An 18,614-nucleotide genomic window follows, 5' to 3' on the forward strand; every position below is an offset into this window, starting at 1 on the left:
TTTCAGTTCTGGCGGTAGTGGGCGAGCTTGTCGGGATCGAGTTCGGCGCCTAGGCCGGGGCCGGAGCGGGCGACGAGTTCGCCGCCGTGGATCTCCAACGGCTCGGCGAGCAGGTCGTCGCTCATGTCGAGGAAGTTCGAGAGTTCACCCGGACGACGTGAGGTGAGCTCGAAGGCGGCACCGAAGGCGACCGAGCAGAGCGAGCCGAGCTGACCGTCGATCTGGTTGCCCATCACGACTTCGATGCCCAACCCTTCGGCGAGGTGGTGGACCCGGCGGCTGGTGGTGAAGCCGGTGCGCGCGGTCTTGATGCTGACCGCGGTGGCCGAACCGCCGAGCAGTTCGCGGGTCACCTCGGCCGGGGTGGCGACCGACTCGTCGGCGACGAAGGGGACGTCGAGTTGTTGGACCAACCAGCGTCGACCCAGGACGTCGTCGGCGGGGCAGAGCTCTTCGGCGAGGGTGAGGCCGAGGTCGGACATCTCGCGCATCGCACGTGCCGACTCCGAGGCGGACCAGCCGCGGTTTCCGTCGACGTAGAGCTCGATGGTGGAGCCGAAGTGTTCGCGCAGCGCACGCACTCCGGCGGTGTCCAAGGTGAACGGGTGCCGCCCGACCTTCACCTTGAACGTCGAGATCCCGTACTGGTCGCGCATCCGCTCGGCCTCGGCGACCATCACCGCGGGTTCGTCGAAGCCCAGCATGTGGGTGACTCGCATCCGGTCGGTGTAGCCGCCGAGCAGTTCGGTGACGCTGTAGCCCAACGACTGGCCCAGGGCGTCCCAGATCGCCATGTCGATGGCGGACTTGGCGGTCGGATTGCCGACGGTGCGGGCCAGCCGACCGTGGATCTGCTCGCGTTCCATCAGGTCCAGGCCCTGCAGTTGCGGGGCGAAGATGCCGTCGATCACCGAGATGATGCCGCCTTGGGTCTCGCCGTAGGTGAAGGGCCGGGGCGGCGCTTCGGCGACCCCCACCACGCCGTCGTCGGTGGTGACCCGGACCAGGACGTGCTCGGCCACATGGACCTCGCCGCTGGCGAAGCGCAACGGCTTGCGATAGGGGATGGCGAACGGGATCGCTTCGACGTGGGTGATCTTCATCGTGGTTCCCTCTCAGGGTGGTGGGAAGCGAACAGGTCGGCGGCGTCGAGTACCTGGAGTACGGAGAGCACCGCGGGGTTGGTCTCGTCGGCCCGCCAGGCGAGCGCGAGCTCGACCGTGCCGGCGTCGGAGACCGGTTTGAAGACGACGCCGTCCAGCGGAGCGGCCATCACCGAGGCGGGGACCAGAGCGACACCGAGGCCGGCCGCCACCAGCGGTAGCTGGACCGCGTTGCCGACCGCCTCGTGGGCCCGGCGTGGCTCGAACCCGGCGTCGCGGCAGCTGCGCAGCACCGCCTCGTTGACGACGGAGTGGGGGTTGGCGAAGAGCACGAAGGCCTCGTCGTGCAGCTCCTTCATCGCCACCTCGCTCCGCTCGGCCAACGGATGGTCGGCGCGGACGGCGAGGACCAGCGGTTCGGACTCGATGGTACGGAGCCGGATGCCGTCACCGGAGATCGGGCCGCGCAGCACCCCGAGGTCGAGGCTGCCCTCGCGGAGGCCGTCGGCCTGGGCCGGCGTCAACAGGTCGGCGTGGATCTTCAGGGCGAGTCCGGGCAGTGCGCTCTGGACGGCGCGGGCGATCCGGGGGAGTTGGGTGTGCGCCGCACTGCCGGTGAAGCCGATCCGGATCAGCCCCTGGTGCCCGGCGGCGATCCGCTGGACCCCGGCCGCGCTCTCCTCGACGGCGGCCAGGATCCGGAGGGCTTCGCCCTGGAGGAACTCGCCGGCGGCGGTCAGGGTGACGTTCCGGGTGGTCCGGGTGAAGAGCGGCGTGCCGAGCTCGGCCTCAAGCTGCCGGATCGCCTGGGAGAGCGCGGGTTGGGCCATGTGCAGGTGGTCCGCAGCACGACCGAAATGCTTGGTCTCGGCGACGGCTGCGAAGTAGCGCAGATGGCGCAGTTCCATGAACGGCTCCGCTCTCGGATGGTCTCTACGTCCACCGTAGAGCGGAGCATTGAGCTACAACAAGGACTCATATCGAGGCTATTGATAGGCCATAGAGATGAATCAGGGCCGGCCCGGAACGCAGGTCGGAGTCAGGCGTGCAGCGAGACCCGGACCGGGGCGCCGGTCGCCGCAACCACGTCGTCGGTGGTGACGCCGGGAGCCACTTCGATCAGCTCGAAACCGTCGCCGAGGACGTCGAGGACCCCGAGATCGGTGATCACCCGCGAGACCACGCCCCGCCCTGTCAACGGTAGGTCGCAACGCTCGACCAGCTTGGGTGCCCCGGACTTGGTGCTGTGCTCCATCAGCACGATCACCCGGCGCGCGCCGCTGACCAGGTCCATCGCGCCGCCCATGCCCTTGACCATCGAACCGGGCACCATCCAGTTGGCCAGGTCGCCGTTGGCGGCGACCTGCATCCCGCCCAGCACGGCGCTGTGGATGTGCCGTCCGCGGATCATCGCGAAGCTCACCGAGGAGTCGAAGTAGGAGGCTCCGGGCAGTACCGTCACGGTCTGCTTGCCGGCGTTGATCAGGTCTGGGTCGATCTCGTCCTCGTAAGGGAATGGGCCGACGCCCAAGATCCCGTTCTCGGCATGCAACGTCACCGTCGAGTCGGCCGGCAGATGCCCAGGGATCAACGTGGGCAGGCCGATCCCGAGGTTCACGTACTCGCCGTCGCGGAGCTCCAGGGCCGCCCGGGCCGCCATCTGGTCACGGGTCCAGCTCATCGCAGGTTCTCCTCACGCTCGCGGGTGGTCCGCTTCTCGATCTCCTTGTGGGCTGCCTGTTCCGGCGTCAGCGCCACCACTCGCTGCACGAAGACGCCGGGCAGATGGACCTCGTCGGGGCCGATCTCGCCGACCTCGACGATCTGCTCGGCCTCCACGATGGTGAGCTCGCCGGCCATCGCCGCGGGGATGTTGAAGTTCCGCGCCGAGGCATGGAAGCGGCAGTTGCCGGCCCGGTCGACGACGGCGGCGCGGACCAGCGCCACGTCGGTCACGATCGACTCCTCCAAGATCATCTCGCGGCCGCCGAAGACCCGGCTCTCCTTCGGCGGGGAGGCCAACGCCACGGTGCCGTCCGGGTGGTAGCGCCAGGGCAGGCCGCCCTCGGCGACCATCGTGCCGACGCCGGTCGGGGTGAAGAAGGCGCCGATCCCGGCACCGCCTGCGCGCATCCGCTCGGCGAGGGTGCCCTGCGGGGTGAGCTCCACGGTCAGCTCGCCGGCCAGGTACTGGCGGGCGAACTCCTTGTTCTCACCGACGTAGGAGGCGATCACCCGGCTGATCCGGTGCTCCTCCAGCAGCAGGCCCAGGCCGGCGCCGTCGACACCGCAGTTGTTCGAGACGACCCGGAGGTCGGTGGCGCCCTGTGCCAGCAGGGCTTCGATCAGGAACCAGGGGATCCCGGCGAGGCCGAAGCCACCGACGGCGAGGCTGCTGCCGTCGGCGATGTCGGCGACAGCTTCCGCGGCGCTGCCCACCACCTTGTCGAGGCTCATCGGGCTGCTCCTGTCAGGTGTTCGAGGATCGCGGGAGTGATCGTGGCGGGCTGTTCGGCGTTGGCGAGATGGGCGGAGTCGGCAACCACCAGCAGTCGGCCATCATCGACGGCGTCGGCGATCGCGGCTAGGAACGGTGGGGGAGTCGCCGGGTCGTCGGCACCCGCGATCGCCAGGGTGGGTGCGGTGATGGTGGCAAGCTCATCGCGTAGATCCATCTCCGCGATCACTTCGCAGCACGACGCGTACCCCTCGCTCGGGGTGGCGGCGACCATCGCCTCCGCGGCGGCGCGCCGTTCGGCGTCGGCCGTCAGGTAGGGCTCGGTGAACCAGCGCTGGACCACGGTAGCGGCGACGGCCGCGGTGCCGTCGGCACGGACCGTGGCGGCGCGTTCGTGCCAGGCGCTCGACGGGGTCAGGTGCGCGCCGGTACAGAGCACGACCAGGCGGTCCACCCGCTCCGGGTTGCGCGCGGCCAGGTGCATCCCGGTCATCCCACCGAGGGAGAGACCGACGAAGTGGGCCCGCTCGACGCCGAGCCGGTCGAGCAGCGCGACGACGTCGTCGGCGAGGTCGTCGATGTCGTAGGGCCCTGCCGGGACAGGGGATCCGCCGTGTCCGCGGGTGTCGTAGCGGACCACGCGGAACTGCTCGCTCAACGCCTCGAGCTGGGCGTCCCACATGGCGTGGGTGGAGCCGAGCGAGTTCGACAGCACGACGACGGGCGCCTCGGCGGGGCCGGTCACGACATGGTGGACGGCGACGGCGTTCATCAGTTGATCCTCTCGAAGACGGCGCTCAACCCTTGGCCGCCGCCGATGCACATGGTCTCCAGCCCGAACCGGGCTTCGCGGCGCTCCATCTCGTGGCCTAGGGTGGCCAGGATCCGGGCACCGGTGGCGCCGACCGGGTGGCCCAAGGAGATGCCCGAACCGTTGGGGTTGAGCCGTTCGTCGGCTGCGTCGATCCTCCACTCCCTCAGGCAGGCGAGGACCTGGGCCGCGAACGCCTCGTTCAACTCGATCACGTCCAGGTCGGCCAGGGTGAGTCCGGCGCGTTGCAGCGCGGCGGCCGTCGACGGCACCGGGCCGATCCCCATCACCTCGGGTCCGACCCCGGCAACGGCCCAGGAGCGCAGGGCTAGGAGCGGACGGCGGCCGCGGCGTTCGGCCTCGGCGCGGGTGGTCACCACGCAGAGGGCCGCGCCGTCGTTCTGGCCGCTGGCGTTGCCGGCGGTCACGGTGGCCTCCGGGTCGCTGCGCAGCAGCGCCGGGCGGAGTGCGGCGAGCCCGGCCAACGTGGTGTCGGGGCGGGGGTGTTCGTCGCGATCGACCACGACGTCGGGCTTTCCGCGGCGTCCGGGCACGGTCACCGGCACCAGTTCCGCGTCGAAGTGCCCGGCGCTCTGGGCGGCCCCTGCCCGCTGCTGCGACTGCAGCGCGTAGGCGTCCTGCTCCTCGCGGCTGATGCCGTAGTCGCGGCGCAGATTCTCTGCCGTCTCCAGCATCCCGCCCGGCACCGGGTGGTCGCGCCCACCGGCGGTCTCCCGGGCCCGGACCAGACGGTCCATCAGCTCGACGCCGCCACTGCGGACGCCGGTACGCAGGCCGAGTGCGTAGTGCTCGACGTTCGACATCGACTCCGCGCCGCCGGCGACGACGAGGTTCGCTGCCCCGGTCGCGACCTGGGCGGCGGCGTAGAGGACGGCCTGCAGACCGGAGCCGCAGCGGCGGTCGATCTGCAGTCCGGGGACGCCGATGCCGAGCCCCGCGTTGACGGCGGCGATCCGGCCGATCGCGGGGTTCTCGCCGCTGGGGTAGCAGTTGCCCAGGATGACGTCGTCGACATCGCCTTCGCCGAGCCCCGTCCGGCCGATCAGCGCGGTGAGGGCCTGGGTGGCCAGATCGACCGCGGAGAGCGGCGCCAGGGCGCCGCCGAAGCCGCCGACGGGGGTCCGGATCGGTTCGCAGATGACGATGTCGCTCATAGAAGCGACGGTAGGACGGTGACTAGGTAGAGTGAAGTACCTATTTCCCTCGCTTTGAGATCCCAGAAGTCTTAAAGCTGAGCGGCGACTCCGCTCGGCCTGTCAGGATGGTCCTGTGGAGCTTCGTCATCTGCGTTACTTCCAGGCCGTGGCCGAGGAGCGTCACTTCGGGCGCGCCGCCGATCGGCTGCACATGGCCCAGCCGCCGCTCTCCCAGCAGATCCGCCAACTGGAGGCGGAGCTCGGGGTCACCCTGTTCGAGCGGACCACCCGCCGGGTGGATCTGACCCCGGCCGGCGAGGCCTACCTGGTCCGGGTCCGGGCCATCTTGCGCGCCGTCGATGCGGCGAGCGAGGAGGCGCAACGGATCGGCGCCGGGCTTGAGGGCCGCCTGGAGCTCGGCTGCGTGGGGTCGGCGACCTACTCGCTGTTGCCCGCGTTGGCCCGTTCGCTGCGGGAGCAGTTGCCGGGCGTCGAGGTCGCCTTCCAGGGCGAGATGCTGACCGGCGACCAGGTGGCTGCGCTCCGGGCCGGGACGATCGACCTGGCGTTGATGCGCCCGCCCGGGGAGAGCGCCGACTTCGCGGATCTGGCGATCAGCACGCTGCGTCAGGAGCGCTTCCTGGTGGTGCTGCCGGCCGCCCACCGGCTGGCCGCCGCGGCGGAGGTCTCCCTCGGCGACCTCCGCGACGAGGACCTGATCGTCCATGCCGGCCACGGCCGTTCGGCGATGTACAGCGCGGTGCTGGGGCTCTGTCGGTCGGCCGGTTTCGAGCCGAGGGTCGGTCATGAGGTGGCCGAGACCTCGACCCTGGTCACCTTCGTGGCCGGCGGTTTGGGGGTCGCCATCGTTCCGGAGCCGGTCGCGGCGCTGGTCGTCGAGGGGACCGTCTATCGGCCGTTGGCGGGTGAGGCCAGGATCGATCTGGTGCTGGCGACCAGGGCCGACGACGATTCCGCCGCGTTGCGCCGCGCCGTCGAGGTGCTCCGCAGCCAGGTCGCCCAGTAGCGGCGGACCGCCGGGAGGTGGCTCAGAAGAACCCGTCGCGAGCCCGGACCCGGAGTTGCCGGGTGCGCTCGGGCAGTCCGGCGAGGTCCTTGCTGATCTCGGCAGCCGACTCGAGCATGATCGGCACCACGCTCTCGGCAAGGTCGGCGGCGTTGTGCCGTCCGCGCGCCGTCGAGTAGGCGAGCGCAGCGACGACGTCCCCGCTGGCGTCGCGGACCGGTACGGCGGCGGAGAGGAAGCCGTCCTCCAGTTCGCTGTCCACCACCGCGTAGCCGGCCCGCCGGGTCTCGTGGAGCCGGTCGCGGAACTCGACCGGGTCGGTGACCGTCCACGGGGTCAGGGGTGGCATCCCGGCATCGATGATGGTGGCCACCGCGTCCGCGTCCGCATGGGCGGCCAGGACCCGGCCCATCGAGGTCGCGTAGGCCGGAACCCGGCTGCCGACGTCGACGTTGAGGCTCAGCACCCGGCGCACCTGGACCCGGGCCACGTAGATCACGTCGGCGCCGTCGAGCTGGGCCAGCGAGGCCGACTCGCCGGTCCGCTCGGCGAGCCGGGTCAGGTGTGGTTGGGCGACCTCGACGATGCCGTGGCTGGCGGCGTAGTGCTGGCCGATGGTCAGTACGCGCGGGGTGAGGCTCCAGCGGCTGCCGGTGGCGGCGACGTAGCCCAGCTTCTGCAGCGTGATCAGGATCCGGCGCACGGCGGGGCGGGAGAGCTCGGTCCGCGCGGCGAGTTCGGCCAGGGTCGGCGTGGGCAACTCGGCGTCGAAGGCGAGCAGGACCGCGAAGCCTCGTTCGATGCTCTGGATGACGTCGCGGTCCTTGGCTGAGGCGTCGTCCGGGTCACTCATAGCTAGAACCTTTCGATCGGGTGCATCTGGGTATCGGTGGGATGGCCGCTACCTGTTGACGTAGCCCTGTGACGCCGGACACAGTCAGGTGAACGCAAAGCGTGCAGATCGTACGCAGAGCGTACACCCGGAGGTGAGAAGGATGGACCAGCGAGAGCTGCGGAACGCGTTCGGCCAGTTCGCTACCGGCGTCACGGTGGTGACCTGCACCAACGCCGAGGGCGAGCCCCACGGCGCCACGGTGAACGCCTTCACCGCCGTCTCCTTGGACCCGCCGCTGGCCCAGGTCACCCTGGCCCGCAACTCCAAGGCTTGTGACTTCCTCAAGGAGAAGCCGTTCGCGATCAACGTGCTCGCAGCCGACCAGCTCGACGTCGCCTGGCACTTCGCCGGCCGTCCCGCTGAGGTGCCGCCGGCCTGGCTGGAAGGTCCCACCGCGCCGGTGCTCGACCAGACCGCCACCACCATCTCCTGCCTTCCCTGGCGCACCTACCACGGCGGCGACCACCTGATCGTCATCGGCGAGGTCCGCGAGGTCCAGATCCCGGGCCGCGACCCGCTGCTCTTCCACGGTGGCGCCTTCCGCCATCTCAGCCCGCTCGAGACCGGCATCCACTGGGACGGCTCGATCGACAACCCCGACCACGGCTGGTTCGACGCGACCGCCACCTTCACCCCGCTCGCCAAGTCGGCCGCCGTGCCGGCCTCGGCCTGAGACCACCCCCACCCACCGAAGGACATACCGATGACCGCCACGCAGGACCGCAAGCTCAGCACCGTCACCGAAGGCGCCAACGATGTGCGGCCGATGACCGGCCAGGAGTACATCGACTCGATCCGCGACGACCGCGAGATCTGGATCTACGGTGAGCGGGTCAAGGACGTCACCGAGCACCCGGCCTTCCGCAACCCGGTGCGGATGACCGCCCGCCTCTACGACGCACTGCACGAGGACGCCGTCTCCGGCGCTGGCGTGCTGGCCGTTCCCACCGACACCGGTAACGGCGGCTTCACCCACCCCTTCTTCCGGGCCCCGCACAGCTCCGCCGACCTGGTCCAGGACAAGGCCGCGATCGAGGCCTGGGCCCGGCAGACCTGGGGCTGGATGGGCCGCAGCCCCGACTACAAGGCGAGCTTCCTGGGCACCCTGGGCGGCAACACCGAGTTCTACGCGCCGTTCGAGGAGAACGCGAAGCGTTGGTACAAGGAGAGCCAGGAGCGGGTCCTGTACTGGAACCACGCGATCATCAACCCGCCGGTCGACCGCGACCTGCCGCCGGACGAGGCGGGCGAGGTCTTCATGCGGGTGGAGAAGGAGACCGACGCCGGTGTCATCGTCTCCGGCGCCAAGGTGGTCGCCACCGGCTCCGCGATCACCAACTACAACTTCATCGCCCACTACGGTCTGCCGATCCGCAAGAAGGAGTACGCGATCGTCTGCACCGTGCCGATGGACGCACCCGGCGTGAAGCTGATCTGCCGCCCGTCCTACACGATGCAGGCCGACGTGATGGGCAGCCCGTTCGACTACCCGCTGTCGAGCCGGATGGACGAGAACGACACCATCTTCGTCTTCGACAAGGTGCTGGTGCCGTGGGAGAACATCTTCGTCTACGGCGACGTCGAGAAGATCAACGGATTCTTCCCGCAGTCCGGCTTCATCCCGCGGTTCACCTTCCACGGCTGCATCCGGCTCTCGGTCAAGCTCGACTTCATCGCCGGCCTGCTGCTCAAGGCGCTGGAAGCCACCGGCAGCAAGGACTTCCGCGGTGTGCAGACCCGGGTCGGTGAGGTGATCGGTTACCGCAACGCGTTCCGTGCCCTGGCCGACGCGATGGCGCTGAACCCCGACGAGGGGCCGAACGGCACCGTGCTGCCCAAGCTGGACTACGGCCTGGTCTACCGCCAACTGATGATCGAGGCGTACCCGCGGGTCAAGGAGATCATCCAGCAGGACGTCGCCTCCGGCCTGATCTACCTGAACTCCAACGCAATCGACTTCAAGACCCCTGAGGTCCGGCCCTACCTGGACAAGTTCGTCCGCGGCTCCAACGGCTACGACGCCGTCGACCGGGTCAAGGTGATGAAGGCGCTCTGGGACGCCGTGGGCTCCGAGTTCGGTGGCCGCCACGAGCTGTACGAACGCAACTACTCCGGCAACCACGAGAACGTGAAGGCCGAGATCCTCTTCGCCGCCGAGGCGCAGGGGGAGACCGACGCGATGAAGGGCTTCGCCGAATCGATGATGGCCGAGTACGACCTCGACGGCTGGACCGTCCCCGACCTTGTCAACCCGACGGATGTCAGCCGCATCCTGAACCGGAAGTGAGGAACCACCCGATGAGCACCACCCAGCAGTCACCCACCGCAGCCGGTTCGGGCGCCAACGCCAGCGAGAACTTCAAGGCCGCCGCGGCTACCAACGACGTCGCCGACACTCCGCCGGAGCGGGTCGCCGCGATCGTCACCTCCGTCCTCCAGGGCGTACACGACGCGATCAAGACCCACGACGTCAGCTACCCCGAGTTCCAGGCCGCGAAGGCCTGGCTGATGGCGGTCGGTGAGGGCGGCGAATGGCCGCTGTTCATGGACGTCTTCGTCGAGCACGCCGTCGAGGAGCAGGTCGCCACCTCCCAGCGCGGCACCAAGGGCTCGATCCTCGGGCCCTACTACCTGCCCGGCCAGGTCCGACTGCCCTCGGTCTGCGAGTTCCCCCGCCGAGACGACGAGCGTGGCCTCCCGCTGGTCTTCGAGGGTCAGGTCCGCGACATCGACGGGACGCCGCTGGCCGGTGCCGAGGTCGACCTCTGGCACGCCGACGCCGACGGCTACTACTCCGGCTTCGCTCCGCATCTGCCCGAGGGCAACCTGCGTGGCGTGATCGTCACCGACGACGAGGGCCGCTTCCAGATCACCACCGTCCAGCCGGCGCCGTACCAGATCCCCACCGACGGCCCGACCGGTCAGATGATCGAAGCCGCCGGCTGGCACCCGTGGCGCCCGGCCCACCTGCACCTCCAGGTGCGGGCCGAGGGTCATCGCCCGATCACCACCCAGATCTACTTCGCCGGTGGCGAGTGGCTCGACTCCGACGTCGCCGAGGCGACCAAGCCGGAGCTGGTGATCGACCCCCGCGAGGACGCTGACGGCGTCCGCCGGAGCACCTACGACTTCGAGCTGGAACCCCAGTCCGAAGCCTGATCGCTATTCGTCCGGTGGTCGGCGTTCCCCCTGCGTCGGCCACCGGATCTCCACCCAGGAGCTCGTCATGACCACCCTTCTCGCCCCCGATGTCCGCAGCGACGCTCAGGTCCACCTCGGCTGGCCGGCACCCGGTGCCTTCGCCGCCGGGTCGGTGGTCACGGCGGGTGTCTTCGACGGTTTCCACCGCGGGCACGAGGCGCTTGTCGCCCGCGCTGTCGGCCACGGCGAGCGGCTCGGACTGCCCACGGTGCTGGTCACCTTCAGCCCGCATCCCTTGGCGGTGCTGGCCCCGGGTGCCGCGCCGCGGCAGTTGATGTCGCTCAACGATCGGGTCCGCCACGCCTTCTCCTTGGGTGTCGACTCGGTCGTGGTGGTGCCGTTCACGGCGAGCGTCGCGCACCAGTCCGCCGCCGACTTCGTGGCCTCAGGTCTGGTCGATGCGCTCGGCATCCGGCTCTTGGTGGTGGGGGAGAACTTCCGCTGCGGACGCGGTGGTCTGGGTGACCTGGACCGGCTCCAGGAGCTCGGTCGGACCCACGGCTTCGGCCTCGACGCGGTCGACCTGGTGGCGGCGGCCGGGGAACGGTGCTCGTCGACCGAGGTGCGCCGTCTCCTGGCTCGCGGAGACATCGACGGCGCGCGGCACCTTCTCGGCCGTGACGACCATCGGGTATTGGTAGTGCAGTGAGCACCTCCGATACCGAACGGGTCGTCTTCGACACCGCGGATCCCGACGTCCGGGCCTACCCGCTGCTGACCGCCAGCGTGGTGCCCCGGCCGATCGCCTGGGTGACCAGCCGGTCCGCCGACGGCGTCGGCAACCTGGCCCCGCACTCCTTCTACACGGTGGCCTGCGCCAACCCGCCGATCGTGCAGTTCACCTCGGTCGGCGCCAAGGACACCTTGCGCAATGTGCGGGAGACCGGCGAGTTCGTGATCAACCTGGCCGGTGCGGCGATGGTGGAGGCGATCAACGGTTCCAGCGCCCGCTACGACGCCGAGGTGGACGAGGCCCAGGCACTCGACGTCCGGCTCGAGCCCAGCGCCCTCGTCTCGATCCCACGGGTCGCCGACTCGCCGGTCTCCATCGAGTGTCGTCTGCACTCGACGATCGAGCTGGGCGACTCCACCCTGGTCCTGGGTGACGTCGTCGCGGTGACGGTCCGCCGCGAGGTGCTGGCCGACGACGGCCTGCCCGACTTCGCCGCCCTGCAACCGCTCTCGCGGCTCGGGCGCAATGAGTGGGGTGGACCGCCGCCGCTCTTCGCCCTGGACCGACCACACCGAGCGCCCTGAGACTGCGCCGCGGGACGGATTTGCGCGCCGCCTAAACTTGCGACGCAAGCGGTCGCAGTTGAGGAAGCGTAGGTCGATGGAGAAGCCCTGGACGAAGCACTATGGGGCTGGTGTCCCGGCTGAGATCGCCATCCCCGACGAGCCGGTCACCGCAGGACTGATCCGCGCCGCCGCCCAGTGGCCGGACCGGATCGCCACCGACTTCCTCGGCGCCACCGCCACCTTCGCCGAGACCGAGCAGAAGATCCGGCGCGCGATGGGGGCGCTGCACGAGCTCGGTGTCGGCATGGGCAAGCGGATCGCGCTGGTCCTCCCGAACTGCCCGAGCCACCTGATCGCTTACCACGCAGCACTGCGGCTCGGCGCCGTCGTGGTCGAGGTCAACCCGACCTACACCACCGAGGAATTGGCGCACCTGCTGCGTGACTCCCAGGCCACCCACGCGATCGTCTGGCACAAGGCTGTCGAGCGGGTGCTCGCGGCTCGCCCCGGCACCGCGCTGGAACAGATCATCAGCGCCGATATCGTCCGCGACCTGCCGAAGCTCTCCCAACTCCTGCTGCGGCTGCCCGTCAACGCGGCGCGGGAGAAGAACGAGGCACTCCGTGGCACCGTGCCGCCCGGCTTCCCGGACTGGCATCGGCTGATCGCCGACGTGCCCGACCTTGAGCTGCCCGAGGTCGAGATCCGCGGCGAGCACCTGGCGCTGCTCCAGTACACCGGAGGCACCACCGGTACGCCGAAGGCGGCGATGCTGACCCACCGCAACCTGGTCGCCAACATGGTCCACGGTGACGCCTGGGTGAGGTTCCAGCCGGGCGGCGAGACCGTCTACGGCGTGCTGCCCTTCTTCCATGCCTTCGGCCTCACCTTCTGTCTGAACCTGCCCGGCTACCTCGGCGCCACCCTGGTGATGTTCCCGAACTTCGATCCGCCCACCGTGGTCGCGGCGCTGCGTCGTCGCCCCGGCACCTTCATGGGGGGTGTGGCACCGATGTTCGACCGGATCGCCACGGCGGTGGAGAGCGCGAAGAAGCCCCCGTTGGCCGAGATCCGTCAGATGCGGTTGGGCTTCGCCGGCGCGATGCCGATCCCGGAGCGGACCGTCGAACGGTGGGAGGCGCTGACCGGTGGCCTGTTGATCGAGGGCTACGGGATGACCGAGTGCGCCCCGATCGCCCTCGGCAACCCGGCCTCGGAGGCGCGCCGACCCGGCACCCTCGGTGTCCCGTTCCCTAACACCGAGATCCGGATCGTCGACATCGATGACCCGACACTCGAGGTGACGCCGGGCGACGACGGCTCGTTGCGCGGCGAGTTGCTGGTGCGTGGGCCCCAGGTCTTCAACGGCTACTGGAACCTGCCCGACGAGACGGCGGGCCAACTTTTGGCCGGCGGCTGGCTGCGGACCGGCGACGTCGTCGCGGTCGACCCGACCGGTTGGATCACTCTGGTCGACCGGGTCAAGGAGATGATCATCGTCGGCGGCTTCAAGGTCTACCCGACGCAGGTCGAGGACCACCTGCGGACCATGCCCGGCGTCGTCGACGTCGCCGTGGTCGGGGTACCGACCCGCAACGGTGACGACGAGATCCTGGCCGCCTTCGTCCTCGCCGACGGCGCCGAAGCACCGACCCTCGATGGCGTGCGGGCCTTCGCCGAGCAGCATGTGGCCCGGTACGCGTTGCCGCGCCGGGTCGAGGTGCTCGACGACCTGCCGCGTTCCCAGATCGGGAAGGTGATGCGCCGCCAGGTGCTGGAACAGGTCACCGAACGCCGCGTGCAGCGCCAGGAGAAGCAGGCGTAGCCGACCAGCGACCGGGTACCGATCATGCTCAGGAGGAACCATGAGCGCGATCGTTCATTACGTGCAGACCCATCTGGCCGGCGCCGGGGCGGGTATCGATCTGTTCGGCCACGCCGCAGGTTCGGTGCGGGACCACGCGGTGCGTGTGGAGTTGCGCAGGATCCACGAGGAGCTGCTCGACGAACGGCGCCGCCTGCGCCGGATGCTCGACGACCTCGGCGGCTCGGAGTCGACGCTTCTCACGACGGGAACTCGGGTCGCTGGGGCCCTGAGCAGGGTGAAGCCGACGATCACCCGGCGCACCGCCACCACCGACCTGATTCAACTGGAGGCGATGCGCGATGCGGTCGCCGGCAAGATCGCCGGCTGGCAGGCATTGCTGGCCGTCGTCGCCGACTACCCGTCGCTCGACCGTGTCGAGTTGGCGATGTTGCTGGCCCAGGGGGAGGAACAGCACAGCTTCCTGCGCGACGCCCACGGCGGGGTGGCGCACCGGGTCCTGCGACGTCGGCAGTGATCTGCCGCTACGGTGTCGCTCGATCCGCAACCGCGCACTGAGGAGCTCCGATGTCGTCCGAGGCCCGTATCGAGACCACCTTCGCCGACGGCGTAGCCACGCTGCGGCTGGTCAACCCGGAGTTCAAGAACGCGATCACCCAGCAGATGGCTGCTGACATGGTCGCCTTCTGTGCCCAGGTCGCGGCCGACCCGACGATCGGCGCGGTCGTGCTGGAGGCCGACGGCGGCTACTTCTGCAGCGGTGCCGACACCCGGGACCTGGCCGCGATCGCCGCCGACCCGGCGTCGCCGGACTCGGTGGCGCGGCTCAGCGCGGTCTACCAGGCGTTCGTCAGCATCGGCACCCTCCCGGTGCCCACCATCGCGATGGTGGAGGGCGGCGCGGTCGGGGCCGGGCTGAACCTGGTGCTCGCCGTCGACGTCGTCGTGCTGACCCCCGACGCCGTCCTGGACAGTGGCTTCCTGGCGCGCCGGATCCACCCCGGCGGCGGCCACTTCACCCTGTTGGGTCGCTCGCTGGGCTACCAGCAGGCGATGGCGATGGGTGTCCTCGGTGAGCGGGTCAGCGGGACCGAGGCGGTGGCGCTCGGGCTCGCTTGGCGGACCGCCGAGGCGAGCGAGTTCGCCGAGACCGCGCGGGCGCTCACGGCGCGGGCCGCCAAGGACCCGGAGCTGACCCGGCGGACCAAGGAGTCGGCGACCCTGGAACTGAACAACCCGGGGCTGAGCTGGGCCGCCGCGATCGAGGTCGAACGCGGCGCCCAGATGTGGTCGTTGGGCCGCAAGGGGACGGCGGCCTGGGCGACGAAGCCCAGCAACTGACGGCCCTCAGCTCCTAGGCCGAGCGGAGCGCGGCGGTCGTCTTCTTCTCCAGGTACATCCGGGCGTCGGCGGCGAGCAGCGCGTCCGGTAGGAAGTCGAGGTGCGCGACCTCGGCGGTACCGACGCTGGCCAACGTGCCGAGTGCCGCGGTGAGCCGCAGCCGCAGGTCGTCCGGGTTCAGACCGAGGCAGAAGACGGCGAACTCGTCGCCACCGACCCGGGCCACCAGATCGGTCTCGCGGACCGAGGAGACGAGCCTGAGCGCAGCCTCGCGGATGAGTTCGTCGCCGGCGTCGTGGCCGGAGAAGTCGTTGACCTGCTTCAGACCGTTGAGGTCGATGAAGGCGACCGAGGCGCTCACGTGCGGCGCGGCGCCCCAACTCGCGCGGCACTCGTCGTGGAAGCCACGGCGGTTCAGCACGCCGGTCAGCTCGTCGGTCCCCGAACGGCGGTCGGCCAAGGCACGCAACTCGACGGCCTGATCGAGTTGGCGGTGCACGTCGACTTTGTCGAGCGCGATCGAGGCGGCGTTGGCCAGCCCCTGCAGGAGGTTGAGCTCCTCGGGCGTGGCGGTGTGCTCGGTGGCCCAGTAGGCGCCGATCGCCGCGATCGGGTCCAAAGATCGGACCGGGAGCATCGCCAGACTCTGCACGAAGGTGGGCCGGTAGGCGTCGTGCGGGATCCGGTCGTCGACATAGATGTCGGGGATCACCGCGGGGGTCCGGTTGTGCATCACCCAGCCGCTGATGCAGGCCGACATCGGGAACCGGCTGCCCTTCCAGAGCGGGGAGATCGCGTCCTCGTCGGCGTAGAAGCAGAGGTCGCCGTCACGGAGCACGAAGCTGACGCCGTCACAGCCGACCAGCTGCCGGGCCGTGGTCGCGACGATGCGCTGGACCTCGGTCAGATCGGGTGCCATCGACAGGGCTTGGACAGCATCGAGCAGTCGCTCGATCCCCTCGGTGTATGTCGTGCTCATCTGGCTCCTTCCCTCGCGTGCGCCATCATGACATTCCGTCCGAAAATTCAAGTCACCCGATCGGTTCCATTTCCTGGCCCGATACCGAACTCTTGAGTTGTGCTCTCTAGAAACCGGCTCGCGGTCTGCGCAGCCTTCGCCGTCCAGGGCGCCGGGCTGATCACTCTGACCACCCGGCTTCCGGTGATCTCAGAACGCTGGAACCTCAATGAAATAAGGCTTTCTGCACTTCTGCTACTGATGATCCTGCTAGCTGGGGTGGGCTCGGTGATCGCCGAACGCGCGGCCACGAACCGACCCAGCGCGGTGCTGCTGCGGACCGGTCTGATGGGTGTGGCCGTGGGTATCGCGACAGCCGTTCTGGCGCCGTCGACCGCAATCTTCGTCGCTGGTCTGGCCCTCTACGGGCTCGCACTCGGCGTTGTCGACGCGACCAGCAACATGCAGGCGGTGGCCATCGAGGCCGCCTACGGCCGCCCGATCCTGCCCTCCTTCCACGGTTGCTGGACCTTCGGCGGGATGATCGGCGCTGCGTTCACCCTGGCCACCGCCCGGTTCGGGTTGGAGGTGGCCGCAGCGGTCGCGCTGGTGGTCCTGGCGGCGGCCGCCGGGCCGTTCTGGCAGCGCGCCGAACAGACCACCGCTGAGGAGCCGGGCCCACCCGCCGAGGAGGTACCGATCCCGTGGCGCCCGATAGTGATGGTGGGCATCGCGATGTTGATCTTCTATCTGGTCGACACCGCCTCCACCACCTGGGGCGCGACCTACCTGGACCGGGTCTTCGACACCCCGGACGCACTGGTAGCGCTGGCGACCTTCCCGTACCTGGCAGCGAGTCTCGTCGCTCGTTTCCTCGGCGACCGCGTGGTCAAGCAGGTGGGTGCCGTCCGGGTGCTGCGGGTCGGCGCCCTGGTCGGCGCGGCGGGCCTGGCGCTGGTGGTGACCGCACCGTCGTGGCAGCTCGCGGTGGTGGGGTTCACGGTGACCGGATTCGGCGTCGCGGTGGTGGCGCCGTTGAGCTTCTCCGCCGCCGCGACGATCGCGGGCGGCTCGCCGGAGCGGGTCGACGCGGTGATAGGCCGGTTCAACCAGTTCAACTACGTCGGAGCGCTGCTCGGCTCGGTGTTGACCGGCGTCGTCGGCAGCGACTCGCTCCGCTACGGCTTCGTCGTACCCGCGATCCTCGTGCTCGCGCTGATCCCGCTGGCGAAGTTCTTCACGCCGGCTGGGAACGGGGCGCTTCCTCCAGTGGTGCCGCCAGGTCCAGATCCAACACGATCAGCGCAATCCCAGCGGACTGACCTCACCAGGAGATCGGGTCCCGGCTGATCGGACAGGTCATGCAGTGGCCGCCGCCGCGGCCGCGGCCGAGCTCGGCGCCCACGATCTCCAGTACCTCGACACCGGCGTTGCGGAGCAGCGCGTTGGTCGCGGTGTTGCGGTCGTAGGTGTAGACCACGCCGGGACTCAGCGCCACTGCATTGTTCCCGCTGTCCCACTGTTGACGTTCGGAGGCGTAGACGTCGCCAGCGGTCTCCACCACCCGGAGCTTGGCGAGGTTCAGCGCTTCGGCGACGACGTCGACGAACCGGGCGTCACCCTCGTCGGTGACCTCCAACGGCTCGCGGCCCTCGCCGGGGCGCAGCGAGAAGGTGTGCACGGCATCCATGATCTTCGGGTAGAGCGTGACCAGGTCGCGGTCGGCGAAGGTGAAGACCGTGTCCAGGTGCATCGCCGCACGCAGCTTCGGCATCCCGGCGACCACCACCCGCTCGGCGGCCCCCTGCTCGAAGAGGGCGGCTGCGACCTGGGTGATCGCCTGGCGTGAGGTCCGCTCGCTCATCCCCATCAGCACCACGCCGTTGCCGACCGGCATGATGTCGCCGCCCTCGAAGGTGGCCTGTGCCCAGTTGCGGTCGGGGTCGCCCCACCAGACGGTGGAGTCCAGGTAGTCGGGGTGGAAGCTGTAGACCGCCTTCATCAGCATCGTCTCGTCGTGACGGGCCGGCCAATAGAGCGGGTTCAGGGTCAGCCCGCCGTAGAGCCAACAGGTGGTGTCACGGGTGTAGAGCGTGTTCGGCAACGGCGGCATCAGGTACTCGCGGGGACCGGCGGACTCGCGGGCCAAGGTCAGATAGGTGGAGCGGAAGTCCGTCGGCAGGTCGGTCGTGGAGAGCCCGCCGATCAGGTACTCGGCCAGTCGCGGCAACGGCAGCGACTCCAGGTAGCTCCGGGTGTCGGCCACCAGCCCCAGCCCGACCGTGTTCGGGGTGATCTTCCGTTCCAGTAGCCAGTCCCGCGCACCCGGGACGGCGAGGGTCTCGGCGAGCAGGTCGTGTAGTTCGACGACCTCCACCCCGTTCTCCTCCAGGCTGGTGACGAAGGCGGCGTGGTCGCGCTGGGCGTTCTCCACCCAGAGCACGTCGTCGAAGAGGAGGTCGTCGCTGTTGGTCGGCGTCAGCCGTCGGTGGGCGAGGCCCGGCCGGCAGACCAGGACCTTCCGGAGCCGGCCGACCTCGGAGTGCACGCCATGTACGGGGCGCTGGTTGGGAGACATCGAGCTACCTTTCCGAGTCGG

General features: G+C 69.6%; 19 protein-coding genes. 10 read left to right on the forward strand and 9 right to left on the reverse strand.

Going from position 1 to position 18,614, the window contains the following annotated elements:
- Positions 1–2: 2 nt before the first annotated feature.
- From ACLM5J_RS09330 to ACLM5J_RS09355, 6 genes are all read right to left on the reverse strand, one after another.
- Positions 3–1,103: a mandelate racemase/muconate lactonizing enzyme family protein gene (locus ACLM5J_RS09330; RefSeq protein ID WP_413656116.1), complete on the reverse strand. Its 1,101-nt coding sequence runs from the start codon at positions 1,101–1,103 to the stop codon at positions 3–5.
- A complete protein-coding gene (locus ACLM5J_RS09335; protein ID WP_413656117.1) occupies positions 1,100–2,011 on the reverse strand; it encodes a LysR substrate-binding domain-containing protein in 912 nt (303 codons plus the stop codon). Before ACLM5J_RS09335 ends, ACLM5J_RS09330 begins: the two co-directional genes overlap by 4 nt.
- 131 nt (positions 2,012–2,142) lie before the next feature.
- On the reverse strand, positions 2,143–2,784 hold the full coding sequence (locus ACLM5J_RS09340; protein WP_413656119.1) for a 3-oxoacid CoA-transferase subunit B: 642 nt from the start codon (positions 2,782–2,784) through the stop codon (positions 2,143–2,145).
- Entirely contained in the window at positions 2,781–3,560 is a 780-nt protein-coding gene (locus tag ACLM5J_RS09345) for a CoA transferase subunit A (protein WP_413656120.1), read from the reverse strand. The genes ACLM5J_RS09340 and ACLM5J_RS09345 overlap by 4 nt, the downstream gene beginning before the upstream one ends.
- The gene (gene pcaD / locus ACLM5J_RS09350) at positions 3,557–4,333 is read right to left on the reverse strand and encodes a 3-oxoadipate enol-lactonase (protein WP_413656121.1); all 777 of its coding nucleotides are present in this window, start codon (positions 4,331–4,333) and stop codon (positions 3,557–3,559) included. The genes ACLM5J_RS09345 and pcaD overlap by 4 nt, the downstream gene beginning before the upstream one ends.
- The gene (locus ACLM5J_RS09355; RefSeq protein WP_413656122.1) at positions 4,333–5,547 is read right to left on the reverse strand and encodes an acetyl-CoA C-acetyltransferase; all 1,215 of its coding nucleotides are present in this window, start codon (positions 5,545–5,547) and stop codon (positions 4,333–4,335) included. Before ACLM5J_RS09355 ends, pcaD begins: the two co-directional genes overlap by 1 nt.
- 115 nt (positions 5,548–5,662) lie before the next feature.
- Here ACLM5J_RS09355 and ACLM5J_RS09360 point away from each other — a divergent pair, with 115 nt between their 5' ends.
- Entirely contained in the window at positions 5,663–6,556 is an 894-nt protein-coding gene (locus ACLM5J_RS09360) for a LysR substrate-binding domain-containing protein (protein ID WP_413656123.1), read from the forward strand.
- 22 nt (positions 6,557–6,578) lie between these two features.
- On the opposite strand, the gene ACLM5J_RS09365 is transcribed toward ACLM5J_RS09360, so the two are convergent.
- On the reverse strand, positions 6,579–7,409 hold the full coding sequence (locus ACLM5J_RS09365) for an IclR family transcriptional regulator C-terminal domain-containing protein (RefSeq protein ID WP_413656124.1): 831 nt from the start codon (positions 7,407–7,409) through the stop codon (positions 6,579–6,581).
- A gap of 142 nt (positions 7,410–7,551) precedes the next feature.
- Here ACLM5J_RS09365 and ACLM5J_RS09370 point away from each other — a divergent pair, with 142 nt between their 5' ends.
- The 8 genes from ACLM5J_RS09370 to ACLM5J_RS09405 all read left to right on the forward strand — a co-directional run bounded on the left by ACLM5J_RS09370 (position 7,552) and on the right by ACLM5J_RS09405 (position 15,057).
- Positions 7,552–8,124, forward strand: a complete 573-nt coding sequence (locus tag ACLM5J_RS09370; RefSeq protein WP_413656126.1) for a flavin reductase family protein — start codon at positions 7,552–7,554, stop codon at positions 8,122–8,124.
- A gap of 30 nt (positions 8,125–8,154) precedes the next feature.
- Positions 8,155–9,738: a 4-hydroxyphenylacetate 3-hydroxylase family protein gene (locus ACLM5J_RS09375; protein WP_413656128.1), complete on the forward strand. Its 1,584-nt coding sequence runs from the start codon at positions 8,155–8,157 to the stop codon at positions 9,736–9,738.
- 11 nt (positions 9,739–9,749) lie between these two features.
- Positions 9,750–10,610 carry a catechol 1,2-dioxygenase gene (gene catA, locus ACLM5J_RS09380; protein ID WP_413656130.1) on the forward strand — a complete coding sequence of 287 codons (861 nt, stop codon included), beginning with the start codon at positions 9,750–9,752 and terminating at the stop codon, positions 10,608–10,610.
- 67 nt (positions 10,611–10,677) lie between these two features.
- Positions 10,678–11,301: a hypothetical protein gene (locus ACLM5J_RS09385; protein ID WP_413656132.1), complete on the forward strand. Its 624-nt coding sequence runs from the start codon at positions 10,678–10,680 to the stop codon at positions 11,299–11,301.
- Positions 11,298–11,909 carry a flavin reductase family protein gene (locus tag ACLM5J_RS09390; protein ID WP_413656134.1) on the forward strand — a complete coding sequence of 204 codons (612 nt, stop codon included), beginning with the start codon at positions 11,298–11,300 and terminating at the stop codon, positions 11,907–11,909. Before ACLM5J_RS09385 ends, ACLM5J_RS09390 begins: the two co-directional genes overlap by 4 nt.
- A 76-nt stretch (positions 11,910–11,985) precedes the next feature.
- Positions 11,986–13,716, forward strand: coding sequence for an AMP-binding protein (locus tag ACLM5J_RS09395; RefSeq protein WP_413656136.1), 1,731 nt, complete (start codon positions 11,986–11,988; stop codon positions 13,714–13,716).
- Between the two features lie 40 nt (positions 13,717–13,756).
- Positions 13,757–14,233: a hypothetical protein gene (locus ACLM5J_RS09400; protein WP_413656138.1), complete on the forward strand. Its 477-nt coding sequence runs from the start codon at positions 13,757–13,759 to the stop codon at positions 14,231–14,233.
- A gap of 50 nt (positions 14,234–14,283) precedes the next feature.
- The gene (locus ACLM5J_RS09405) at positions 14,284–15,057 is read left to right on the forward strand and encodes an enoyl-CoA hydratase-related protein (RefSeq protein WP_413656139.1); all 774 of its coding nucleotides are present in this window, start codon (positions 14,284–14,286) and stop codon (positions 15,055–15,057) included.
- Between the two features lie 13 nt (positions 15,058–15,070).
- Here the strand turns inward: ACLM5J_RS09405 and ACLM5J_RS09410 are convergent, their stop codons facing one another.
- Complete coding sequence (locus ACLM5J_RS09410; protein ID WP_413656140.1) at positions 15,071–16,036, reverse strand: diguanylate cyclase domain-containing protein; 966 nt, start codon at positions 16,034–16,036, stop codon at positions 15,071–15,073.
- A gap of 99 nt (positions 16,037–16,135) precedes the next feature.
- Here ACLM5J_RS09410 and ACLM5J_RS09415 point away from each other — a divergent pair, with 99 nt between their 5' ends.
- The gene (locus ACLM5J_RS09415; protein WP_413656141.1) at positions 16,136–17,365 is read left to right on the forward strand and encodes an MFS transporter; all 1,230 of its coding nucleotides are present in this window, start codon (positions 16,136–16,138) and stop codon (positions 17,363–17,365) included.
- On the opposite strand, the gene ACLM5J_RS09420 is transcribed toward ACLM5J_RS09415, so the two are convergent.
- A complete protein-coding gene (locus ACLM5J_RS09420; RefSeq protein WP_413656142.1) occupies positions 17,340–18,593 on the reverse strand; it encodes an arginine deiminase in 1,254 nt (417 codons plus the stop codon). The two genes, ACLM5J_RS09415 and ACLM5J_RS09420, sit on opposite strands and share 26 nt — an antisense overlap.
- Positions 18,594–18,614 lie beyond the last annotated feature (21 nt).

The organism is Nocardioides sp. Bht2 (assembly GCF_047308515.1).
GTDB lineage: Bacteria > Actinomycetota > Actinomycetes > Propionibacteriales > Nocardioidaceae > Nocardioides.